Below are 11614 nucleotides of genomic sequence, written 5' to 3'. Positions count from 1 at the left end.
CAGCGCCACGAAGCCGACCGGCCCGCAGACGCCGACCGCCAGCCCGGCCAGCGCAACGGCCAGCAGCAGGCAGGCGAGCCGGACCCGGCCCGGGTCGACGCCCAGCGCCGAGGCGACGCTGTCGTCGAAGCGCAGCACCGCCAGCCGCCGGGCCACCACCAGCGCGAGCGGCACCAGCACCGCCAGCCCGAACAGCACGGGCGTGGCGACGGAGAGGTCCCGCCCGTTGAGGCTGCCGTTGGTCCAGATGTACAGCGAGCCGGCCGAGTTGAGCGAGCGCCGGGCCATCGCGACCTGGATGACGGCCGAGGCGAGCGCCGACATGGCGAGCCCGACCACCAGCACCCGGTAGCCGCGCGCGCCGAGCCCGCCGGAAGCCAGGGTGACGACCAGGACGGCGACCAGCGCGCCGAGCGGTCCCGCCCACCAGGCGCCGAAGGTGCCCGCGACGCCGGCGGAGATCAGCACGGCGGCCGTCGCGCCGTCGTTGACGCCGAGCAGTTCGGGTGTGGCCAGGCGGTTGCGGGCGAGGGTCTGGGTGAGGCAGCCGGCCAGGCCGAGGGCGGCCCCGGCGGCGAGCCCGGCGACGATCCGGCCGAGCCGGAACTTCTGCACCAGCAGCACGTCCAGCCGGTCGCCGTAGCCGAACACCGCCCGGAAGGTGCGGGCGAGGTCGAGTTCGCTCTGCCCGGCGTGCGCCGAGACCACCACGGCGGCCAGCAGTGCGGCGGCCAGGCCGAGCGAGGCCGGCAGCGCCCGGCGCGGCACCAGCAGCGACCACGCGCCGTACCGCAGTGCCAAGTCCGGTTTGGGCGGGGCCGGTTCGTCCCGGCGCGCGGAGGGTGCCGACTCGGCGGGGTCGGCCATCGCCAGGGCTGCGGAGTGCCGGGAGCGGACGATCGCGATCAGGGCCGGGGCGCCGATCAGTGCGACGATCACCGACACCGGTGCCTCGAAGGGGCGGGCCACCACCCGGGCGAGCACGTCCGCGCCGGTCAGCACGGTGGCGCCGAACAGCGCGGCGAGCAGGGTGAGCCGGCCGACCCGCGGGCCGGCGACGGTGCGGGCGAGGAAGCCGGAGAGCAGCCCGAGGAAGGCGACCGGCCCGGCCAGTGCGACCGCCGAGGCGGTCAGCAGGGTGACCGCGAAGCCGACGGCGGCCCGGGTGGCGCCGGGCCGATGGCCGAGGCCGCGGGCGAGGTCGTCGCCGAGGGCGAGCGCGGTCAGCGGCCGGGTGGTGAGCGCGGCGAGCAGGAACCCGGCGCCGAGTACCGGGGCGAGTTGGCGCAGCGTCGTCCAGCCCTCCACTCCGGCCAGCGAGCCGAGCACCCACACCCGGTACCGTTCGTACGCCTCGGGGGAGTTGACGATCAGCACGTCGGTGAGCCCGCGGAAGATCGCCGCGACGGCGGAGCCGGCGAGCACCAGCCGCATCGGGGAACCGCCTCCCCGGCTGCTCGCGACCAGCAGCACCACGGTGCTGGCGAGCACCGCGCCGCCGAAGGCGAAGGCGAGGTAGCCGAAGGAGGTCTGCACGCCGAGCACGGCGATGCCGAGCACGACGCCCAGCGAGGCACCGGCGTTGACCCCGAGCAGGCCGGTCTCGGCCAGCGGATTGCGGGTGACGGACTGCAGCTGCGCCCCGGCGACGCCGAGCGCGGCGCCGACCAGCAGGGCGGTGAGGGTGCGCGGCAGTCGCAGGTCGCCGACGACCAGGGCGAGCCGGCCGTCGGCGCGGGCGCCGTCGCGGTTCAGCAGGTAGTCCAGCACCCGGCCGGGGCCGACCTCGCCGGCGCCGACCGACAGGGAGAGCGCGGCCAGGGCGAGCAGGAGCACCACCGCCGCCGTGACGGCCGGCCAGGTCGGGCGGGCGCCCTCCGTGCGGCCCCCGGGCCGTCGGGGCTCCGGCGCGGTGGCGGTGGGCGCTTCGGGGGCGCCGGCTTGCGACAATGTCATAAGGTAAGGCTAACCTAATGATCGAGCCGTCCCGAGAGGCACCTCCACCGTGCCGAGCTGCCCGGACATCGCTCAACTCCCGTACCACCGCTGCCCGGAGGCACCCATGCCGTTCGCCCGTCGCCCGCTCAGCCCCGTCCGCCGCCGCGCGGCCCAGGCGCTGGCCGTCACCGGGGCGGCCGCGCTCCTGCTCACCGGCTGCGGCTCCTCCGGTTCCTCCTCCTCGGGCTCCTCCACGGCTGCCTCCCCGGCGGCGGACGCGGCGGGCGGCGGTAGTGCCGGCGGCAAGCGGACCGTCAAGGACGCCACCGGCAAGGCCGTCGAGGTCCCCGCCGAGCCCAAGCGGATCCTCACCCTCACCCAGGAGGACCTGGACGCGGTGCTCGCCCTCGGCGTCAAGCCGGTCGGCATCACCAACGGCCAGGGGCTGGCCGAGCCGCCCGCGTACCTCAAGGACAAGGTGCAGGGCGTCCCGGTGGTCGGGAACCTGCTCCAGCCCGTGATGGACAAGGTGATCGCCGCCAAGCCCGACCTGATCCTGGCCGGCGACATGCAGGACGAGCAGGTGCTCAAGCAGCTGCGCGAGATCACCCCCGCCACGCTGGTCACCATGGCGCCCACCGACGACTGGAAGCTCGCCTTCCGGGGCATCGGCAACGCCGTCAACAAGCTCGACCAGGCAGACAAGGTGATCGGCGACTACGAGGCCAAGGCCGCCAAGGCGGGTGGCGAACTCGCCGGGAACAAGGGCGCCGCGGTCTCCATCGTGCGCTGGAACCCCACCGGTCCGAGCTGGATGGAGAAGAAGCAGTTCGCCAGTGGCGTGGCCCTCGACATGGGCCTGACCCGCCCGGCCGCGCAGGACAAGGACGGCAACGCGCACAGCCCGGCGCTCAGCCTGGAGAAGCTCGACGAGCTCGACGGCGACTGGCTGTTCCTGTCCACCCTGACCGACGACGGCAAGGCCGCGCTCAAGGAGGTCCAGTCCAAGCCCGCCTACCAGGAGCTGGGCGCGGTGAAGAACAACCACACCGTCACCGTGGACGGCTCGGTCTGGTCCACCCGGGGCGGCCCGCTCGCCGCCGACGTGGTCATCGGCGACATCGTCAAGGCGCTCGGCGCCAACTGAGCCCGCACCGGTCAGGGGGAAGTGCCATGGAGTTGACGGTCCAGGGGCTCGGCGCCGGCTACGGTCCGGGGCGGCCGGTGCTCAGCGGCGTCGACCTCACCGTCCCGGCCGGGCGGGTGGTGGCGGTGGTCGGCCCGAACGGCTGCGGGAAGTCCACCCTGCTGCGCTCCGTCGCGAGGCTGCACCGGCCGGACACCGGACGGGTCCTGGTCGGCGGCGAGGACGTGTGGCGGTTGCGCCCGCGCCAGGCCGCCCACCGGGTCGCGCTGCTGCCGCAGAGCCCGCAGGCCCCGGAGGCCGTCACCGTCACCGGACTCGTCCGCTACGGCCGCCACCCGCACCAGGGGCTGTTCCGCCAGTGGTCGGCGGAGGACGAGCGGCTGACCGCCGGGGCCCTGCGCGCCACCGGCGTCGAGGACCTCGCCGACCGCCGCCTCGACCGGCTCTCCGGGGGGCAGCGCCAGCGCTGCTGGCTGGCCATGGTGCTCGCCCAGGACACCCCGGTGGTCCTGCTCGACGAGCCGACCAGTGCGCTCGACCTCGGGCACGCGGTGGAGGTGCTGGAGCTGGTCCGCCGGGTCGCGGCGGGCGGGAGGACGGTGGTCATGGTGCTGCACGACCTCGCGGCGGCCGCCCGCTACGCGGACCTGCTGGTCGCGCTGCGGGACGGTGCGGTGGTGGCCTGCGGGCCGCCGCGCGAGGTGGTGGACGCCCCGCTGGTGCGGGCGCTGTACGACATCGACAGCCATGTGCTCGCGGCGCCGGGCGACGGCGCTCCGGTGATCGTTCCCCGGGCGCCGCTGGGCTGACGCGGGCGGCTGCCTTCCGGCAGCCGCCCCGTTTTCTTCTCCTCTTCGATCACTCGTTCGAGTGGTTTGAAATCTGCATGTCACGACCCGAATGACCCCGCCCGTCGCGTTGTCAGTGGGCCTCGCTACGTTCCTCGCATCGCTGGTCAGCAGGCGATCGACAGGTGTTTCCCAGGTGGGAGGAGTACGGCCGTGGCATGGGTGGAAACGGGCGCGGGAGGGTACCGCGTCGCGCTCGACGGGGAGGGCAGGGTGGTGTGCCGCAACGCGGCGGGCCGCGACCTCAAGTCCGTACCGTCGAAGCTCGGTGACGACCCGGTGGTCACCCAGCTCAAGCAGCTCGCCGAGTGGCTGGCCGCGCACGAGCGCGGCTGCCTGGAGGACGTCGAGCGCTGGATGGTCCGCTCGCTGCCGGTGCCCGCCGCCGTGCTCACCGCCGTGTGGCCGGACGAGGCCTGGCAGGGCGTCCTGAAGGACCTCGTGGTCACCGCCACGGACGGCTCCGTTGCCGGCTTCCTGCGCGGCGCCGACGCCGAGCGCGGCCTCGGCCTGGTCGACCTCGACGGCGACACCGTGCGCCTCACCGACGGCGAGGTGCTGATACCGCACCCCGTCCTGCTCCAGGACCTCGACGAGCTACGTGAGTTCGCCGTCGAGCTCGGCGTCTCCCAGCGCGTCCAGCAGCTCTACCGCGAGGTCTGGCACCGGCCCGCGGAGCCGCCGGCCGGCACCGAGGTCACCACCTACGCCGGCGGCCGCTACCGGGAGCTGCGCGAACTGGTCGGGCGCTGCAACCGGCTCGGCTGCCGGGTCCGCGGAGGCTCCGCCGTCCAGTCGGTCACCGAGGGCGGCCGCACCGTCGAGGCCCGGGTCTGGGTCGGCGACTACTACGAGTACGACGCGTGCGAGACCGGCCCGCTCAGCTGGGCCGGCCCCGACGGCCGGGCCCTGCCGCTCACCGGGATCGGACCGGTCGCCTGGTCCGAGGGCATGCGGATGGCCGCCGCCCTGTACGCCGGCCGCACGATCCAGGGGGAGGAAGCCGAATGACCACCACCGGCCTGACCACGACCACCACCGGCCCGGACGGCACCGGCACCGGCCGCACCGCGACGCCCGAGGAGCTGCTCGACGCCGGGGCCGTGCTCCCGTCCGGCACTCTGCCCGACGCCGGCCGCCCCGACAGCGCCGCCGACGTGCTCACCGCCCGCACCTACACCCACCCCGCGCTCGACGGCCGCCGGATCGTTCGGCTGGTCCCCGGCGCGCTCGGCCAGGCCGAGGACCTCGCCCTCGACTTCCTCGGCCTGGCGCCGGAGCCCGCGCCCGCCGAGGTCGGCCAGGTCCGCCAGGAGGCGCTCGGCTTCCCCGCCTGGGCCCTGGTCCACGACCCGGCCAACGGCCACCACGCGCTCGCCCTGGTCAAGGAGATGGAGCGGCTCGCCCGCCAGGCCACCTCCAAGCCCGGTGCCGCCAAGGACGGCTTCGACGAGCTCGCCGTCCGCCTCGGCCGGGCCGTCCCGCACTTCCTGCCGACCTTCTGCGAGGAGGTCGGCCGGATCTTCCTCGGCCACGGCAACCAGACCTACGCCGCCGCCTGGTTCGGCAAGGCCCGCGAGGCCGAGCGCACCCACGGCCTGACGGTGGACGAGGAGCGGCTGCGCGCTGTCTTCCTGGAGTTCGCCCTGGCCGGCGCGCTCACCGTCAAGTCGCTGCGCCAGTACGTCAAGGAGCTCGCCCAGCGGCTCGACCCGCTGACCGCCTGGCAGCGCTTCCGCCAGCTGTGCACCGAGCGCTCCGCGGCCGGCATGGCCCCGTACGCCGGGGTCGCCGAGGACGCCCGCGCCCTGATCAAGGCCGCCGGGCTGGACCGCGCCGAGCACGAACGGGCGCTGCTCGCCGAACTGCTGGACTCCCCGGCGGTCAACCGCGCACCCGCCGCGTTCTGGAAGTCCTGGCACGGCGCGCTGGTCGAGCTCGGCCGCGGCGACGCGGCGGTCCGCGCCCGACTGCTGGAACTGCTGCCCGACCCGGCCTCCTCCGACCTGGCCCCGCACGAGGCCGCCTGGCTGTCGCTCCTCGCCGAGACCGGCGCCGAGGAACTGCTCACCGGCCCCCGCCCCGAGGGCGCCGAACCCGCCGCCGCCTGGCTCCAGCGCTGGTGCCACCACCACGGCCGCGGCTGGCGCACCCGGCCCAGCTGCCCGTCCACCCTCGCCCTGGCCGGCCGGATGGTCGAGCGGCTGCGGGCCGACGCCGTCCCGGTCGACCTCTTCACCGGCATCCGCGCCAGCCACACCCGGATCGACCTGCTGGACCTGCTGCTGAGCGCGGGCGTGCCGGTGGCCGACCCGCCGGCCGGGCTCGGCTTCGACCTGCGCGAGTGGGCCGCGCAGTGCGGTGCCGACAGCCCCGCCCTCGCCGCCGTCGGCGCCGACGACCGCTTCCGGCCGCTGCTGCGCCGCGCCACCCCGTCCGCCTGGGAGACGGCCGTCAAGCGCCAGGCGCCCGTCCTGCCCCTGCTGAACGAGCTGTTCGCCGAGTGGGCCGAGGACCGCGCCGAGGAGCTGTCCGCCGCCCGCGGCCTGGCCGGCGCCGCAGACCTGGTCCGCTCGCTCGGCCAGTACCGCACCGCCATCCGGACGGTCGCACCGGCCGTCGCCGAGCGGGTCGCCGCCCTCGACGTCACCGCGCTGCTCACCGACGCCCTCAACGCCGGCATCCTGGACGAACTCGGCTGGCCCGCCCTGGAGGAGGCGCTCGGCAAACTCGCCGACCCGCCCGCCGCGGACGCCCCGCAGCACCCCGTCCCCAGCCTCGGCGTCGCCGGCCTGACCGGCCTGGTCATCGAGGACGCCTGGCCGCACCTGATCCTCGCCCGCCTCGACCGGGCCATCGTGGTCGGCCCGGAGGGCATCGTGCTGGAGCACACCCTGCGCCTGCCCGAGCCGCAGCACCGGCGCGACCGGACCAGGCTGCGCCTGGTCGACGGCGAGCTGCTGGTCGTCCGCTCCCACGAGGGCAAGCAGCTCGCGTACTGGTCCAGCCGCCCGGACGAGCAGTTCGAGCTGGAGGGCCAGACCATCGCCGGCTACTACTACGGCGACCAGGAGCCCGAGGCACCGTCCCTCCAGCTGCCCGGCGGCGGCCGCACCACCGGCGAGCGCCCGCTGCACGCCGGCGACACCCGGATGCCCCACGAGTACCGCGTCCTCGGCGACGGCACCGGGTACTGGACGCTGCGCCACGCCCCCGACGGCAGCCCCGTCCTGCGCGAACTCGACCCGGCCACCGGCACCCTGGGCCGCACCGCCGAACCGCCGGTGATCGCCGCCACCGCCCAGGCCGGCCGACTGGTCCAGGGCAGCACCTGGCTGCTGCCGCTCCAGCCCGGCCTGGAGCGGACCCCGCTCGGCACCGACGGCACCGTGCTCGGCAGCTGGGCCCGGGTCGAGCCCGGCAAGGCCGTCACCACCTTCACCGCCGACGGGCAGCGCATCGTGCTGCCGCTGGACGGGCACCGGGCGGGCACCGTACCGGTCGGCCGGCTCGCCCTGCCCGGCGCGGCCTCCCCGGTGGTCAGCCACACCTCCGGCGACCACTTCTCGCTCAACCTGCCCGACCTCACCGGCCACGCCGACCGCACCGTCGACCTGCGCCCCGGCCGCTCCGGCGAACTCTCCGCCGCCGGCACCCCGCTCATCCCGCCGTACCCGCACTGGCACGCCCTGCGCCCGCGCGACGAGGCGGGCTCCAAGGTGCTGCGCGCCGCCACCGCCGAGCAGGCCGCCCGGCTGATCGACGCCGCCTGGCCGGTCGACACCGAGCCGGGCCCGGAGGACGAGCAGCGCTGGCTCACCGTCCAGGGCGTGCGCCGCCCGCTCGCCCGGCACGGCAAGGCCCTCGGCTCCCTGCCCGTGCAGGCGGTCGGCGCCGTCCTGCCCGGCATCGCCCACCCGCAGCTGCTGGCCGGCGTCGCCGGGCTCGCCCGCGCCGCCGCCGACCTGCTGGGCCAGGTCGCCCGGTTCGTCCCGCAGCCGGAGGCCGAGCGTCCCGAGAAGGCGAAGAACACCGAGTGGCAGCCGGACCACGGCCGCGACGACGAACTGCGCGAAGCCGTCCACGCCGTGCTGCCCGAGATCGGCGGCTTCGGCGGTTGGGGCTCGTCCGGGAACTGCTCGGTGCTCAACAACCTGCGCACCGTCAGCGCCGTGCTGGCCGCGCCGCCCGCCGCGAACGGCGAGGGCTGGTCCACCCCCGCCAACGTCACGCTGCGCGGCGGCGACGCCCACCACGGCTGGTTGCACCTGCTCGGCCGGCTCCACGCCCTGGCCTACGCGGTGGCCGCGCCGTTCACCCGGCCCGCCCACCGCTCCTCGCTGGTCCTGCTGCTCGGCGAACTGACCAAGGGCCCACTGGCCGACCGGGGCGCCACCCTGCGCGAGATCGTCCTCGCCGAGCAGGCCCCGGCGGGCGCCAACGCCACCAGCGGCCGACCGGACACGCACCGCCAGGGCGAGGTGCTGCGGCACGGCGAGCGCACCGTCGTCATCCTCGGCCACCAGCGGCGGTACACCGACGGCACGGTGCACTGGCTCGCCGTCGACCACGACCCGAGCGGGGAGTTCGGGCCCGTCGCGCACTTCACCACCGTCGAGGAGCGCGGCACCGAGGAACTGGTCTCCGCGGCCTGGGTCGCCAAGTTCTGGCGGGTCGCCGCGCTGCGCGGCGTCGTCCCGTGGGATCAGGCCAGGGCCGAAGCCTTCAGCGAGCTCACCGGCATCGGCACTGCCCGCTCCGCCCTGCTGCTCAGCCCGCCGGCCAGGCTGCTGCACTGGAACGGCGACCCCATGCCCGCCGAGTTCGGCCTCAAGTCCGGCGAGTTCAAGGCCGCCCGGGCCTGGCTGCGCGACCACGACCACACCGGCCTCGCCGCCGTCTGGGGCGCCCTGCTGCCCGCCGACCCGAAGATCCTGTGGACCGAGGGGCCCGACCTCGCCGCCGGGGCCGAGGAGTGGATCCGGCGCTTCGGACGGCTCGTCACCCTCCCCGAGGAGGCGCTGGCCACCGTCCAGGGCGTGTCCATCGACACCGTCGAGGCGGTGCTCAACCCCGCCCACACCCCGTGGCTGACCCGCCGCACCGGCTTCCGGCTCACCGACGAGGGCGGGGCCGTCCCGCGGCTGGTCCCCGAGGACGCCTCCGCCGTCCCCGACACCGGTGCGCTCGGCTCCACCATCGGCGCGCTGCGCTGGCTCGCCTACCACCTGCCCGCCGACAGCCCGCTGCGCGCGCTGCTGCCCACCGCCGCCACCGCGCTGCGCGACCGCCTGACCGACCAGGAGCTGCTGCTCGACCTCGACCTGATCCGCACCGTCAAGGGCGCCTCGCTGGCCGCCGTCCTGCGCACCCACTTCGGCCTGCCCGCCGAGGGCGGCGCCGACCCGGACGGCCTGGTCCGCTGTGGCCCGGCGCTCGTCCTGACGCCGTACCACGAGGACTTCGAGCGGATCTGGCTGCGCCCGGCCGCCCTCACCGGCCCGGACGACCCCCTGCTCGAACTTCTCGACGGGCTCTCCGGCAGCTACTGGTTCTCCACCGAGCGGCGCGCCATCGAGTCCGTGCTGCGCGGCGAACCGGAGCGGCTGGCCGCCTCCGCCGCCGCGGTGCCGGCCATCGGCGAGGGCCCCGCCTGGCTGCAGAACCCGCAGCTGTCCGCTCCCGAGCTGGTCGCCGAGGTGTCCCGCACCCACGGCCTGGGCGAGGACGCGGCCACGCTCTACCTCCAGCTGCTCGCCCTGCCCGACCCGACCGACCGCAATGCCGCCCGCTGGACGGGCTGGAAGCCCGCCCGGCTGAAGAAGGCCCGCGCCGAACTCGCCGCCACCGACCTGGTGCTGGAGGCCAAGCGCGCCCGGGCCGGCCGCAGCCTCTTCCTGCCCGGCGGCTGGCAGGAGGCCAAGGCGCCCGCCCTGCCCGCCGAGACCTGGAAGGCCGCTTTGTACGAACTGCCCACCCACCGGCCCGCGGTGGTCCCGCTGCCCGTCCCCGAGCTGTTCGCCCGGGCCTGGCAGCGGACCGTCGAGGGCGACACCCCCGGCTACGAAGAGCTCCAGACCAGCAAGCGCAGGAAGGCCCGCCGATGACCTCCACCGAGACCACCACCGGAGCGGCCGTCACCGCCGCGGACCGGCAGACCGTCCCTCCCGAGGAGAAGTACGCCGCCGAGCTGGAGTTCCTGGCCGCCCACGACAGCGGCCCGCGCCCGCCCGGCTGGCGGCTGACCCCGCGCGCCGTGGTCACCTTCGTCATGGGCAGCGGCGGCGAGAAGCTCAAGGCCGGGCGCAAGAGCCTGGTCATCGAGCCGAAGTTCGTCGGCGAACGCGCCCTCGTCGAGCGCTGCGTCGTCACCCTCGCCGGGGAGCGCGGCCTGCTGCTCGTCGGCGAGCCCGGCACCGCCAAGTCCATGCTCTCCGAGCTGCTCGCCGCCGCCGTCTGCGGCACCAGCGCGCTCACCGTCCAGGGCACCGCCGGCACCACCGAGGACCAGCTCAAGTACGGCTGGAACTACGCCCTGCTGCTCGCCAAGGGTCCCAGCCGCGAGGCCCTCGTCCCCTCGCCGGTGCTCACCGCGATGACCACCGGCGCGGTCGCCCGGGTCGAGGAGGTCACCCGCTGCCTGCCCGAGGTCCAGGACGCCCTGGTCTCCCTGCTCTCGGAGCGGCGCATCGCCGTCCCCGAGCTGGCGGGCACCCCGGACGCGCAGCTGCACGCCGCAGCCGGCTTCACCCTGATCGCCACCGCGAACCTGCGGGACAGGGGAGTCAGCGAGATGTCCGCGGCGCTCAAGCGGCGGTTCAACTTCGAGACGGTCGGCCCGATCGGCAGCCTCGCCGCCGAGGTCGACCTGGTCCGCCGCCAGTCCACCGCCGCCGTGGCCCGGGCCGGCGCCGCCTACGGGGTGGACGACGCCGTCCTGGAGGCCCTGGTCACCGCCTTCCGTGACCTGCGTACCGGCCGCTCCACCGAGGGCTGGGACGTCGAACGCCCGTCCACCGTGATGAGCACCGCCGAGGCGGTCTCCGTCGCCACCTCGCTCGGCGTCAGCGCCGCCTACCTGCCCGACGGCGGGGACCTGCTCGGCCGGCTGCCCGGCCAGCTCCTCGGCGTGGTCCGCAAGGACGACCCGTCCGACGCTGCCCGGTTGCTCGGCTACTGGGACGGCCCGGTCCGCCGCCGCGCCGAACAGGGCGCCGCCACCTGGCGCACCCTCTGGGACCTCCGCTCGGCACTGGAGGCCTGATCCGATGAGCAGCGCGGAGATCTCCCGCCCGGGCGACGCGGACCGGGCGGTCCGGGCCGAGGCCGACCGACTGGCCGCCTCCGGCACCGGCCGCCCCGGGCCCCACCTGATCGGCGTGCGTCACCACGCGCCGTCCCTCAGCGCGGTCGTCCCCGCGCTGCTCGACGCCGCCCGGCCGCAGGCCGTCCTGGTCGAGCTGCCCGCCGAGTTCCAGCCCTGGCTCGGCTGGCTCGCCGACGAGGCCACCCAGGCCCCGGTCGCCCTCGCGGCGGCCCCGGCCGGGCCGGAGGAGACGGCCGGGCCCGCGTTCTACCCGTTCGCGGACTTCTCGCCGGAACTCGCCGCCCTGCGCTGGGCCCGGCGCAACGGGGTGGAGGCCATCGCCTGCGACCTCCCGCTCGCCCACCGCGCCGCCCG

Annotated in this window: 7 protein-coding genes; 6 read left to right on the top strand and 1 reads right to left on the bottom strand. The window is 75.8% G+C overall.

All coding sequences use genetic code 11. The features are described from left to right. The coding region (locus tag KS423_RS25410; protein ID WP_224282088.1) for an iron ABC transporter permease at positions 1 to 1956 on the bottom strand (1956 nt) is incomplete at its 3' end. Positions 1957 to 2062: 106 nt separating this feature from the next. Between KS423_RS25410 and KS423_RS25405 the strand changes: the two genes are divergently transcribed. From KS423_RS25405 to KS423_RS25380, 6 genes are all read left to right on the top strand, one after another. Continuing rightward, complete coding sequence (locus KS423_RS25405) at positions 2063 to 3085, top strand: iron-siderophore ABC transporter substrate-binding protein (RefSeq protein ID WP_224282087.1); 1023 nt, start codon at positions 2063 to 2065, stop codon at positions 3083 to 3085. A gap of 26 nt (positions 3086 to 3111) precedes the next feature. Then, complete coding sequence (locus KS423_RS25400; RefSeq protein ID WP_224282086.1) at positions 3112 to 3894, top strand: ABC transporter ATP-binding protein; 783 nt, start codon at positions 3112 to 3114, stop codon at positions 3892 to 3894. 192 nt (positions 3895 to 4086) lie between these two features. Then, complete coding sequence (locus tag KS423_RS25395; RefSeq protein ID WP_374120030.1) at positions 4087 to 4944, top strand: DUF4132 domain-containing protein; 858 nt, start codon at positions 4087 to 4089, stop codon at positions 4942 to 4944. Beyond that, on the top strand, positions 4941 to 10040 hold the full coding sequence (locus KS423_RS25390; protein WP_224282085.1) for a hypothetical protein: 5100 nt from the start codon (positions 4941 to 4943) through the stop codon (positions 10038 to 10040). The genes KS423_RS25395 and KS423_RS25390 overlap by 4 nt, the downstream gene beginning before the upstream one ends. Continuing rightward, positions 10037 to 11197: an AAA family ATPase gene (locus tag KS423_RS25385; RefSeq protein WP_224282084.1), complete on the top strand. Its 1161-nt coding sequence runs from the start codon at positions 10037 to 10039 to the stop codon at positions 11195 to 11197. Before KS423_RS25390 ends, KS423_RS25385 begins: the two co-directional genes overlap by 4 nt. A gap of 4 nt (positions 11198 to 11201) precedes the next feature. Next, the coding region (locus KS423_RS25380) for a DUF5682 family protein (protein ID WP_224282083.1) at positions 11202 to 11614 on the top strand (413 nt) is incomplete at its 3' end.

The organism is Streptomyces sp. LS1784 (genome assembly GCF_020103755.1).
Lineage (GTDB): Bacteria > Actinomycetota > Actinomycetes > Streptomycetales > Streptomycetaceae > Kitasatospora.
Note: the sequence above shows the minus strand (reverse complement) of the source record. Positions and strands in the feature narration are given on the sequence as shown.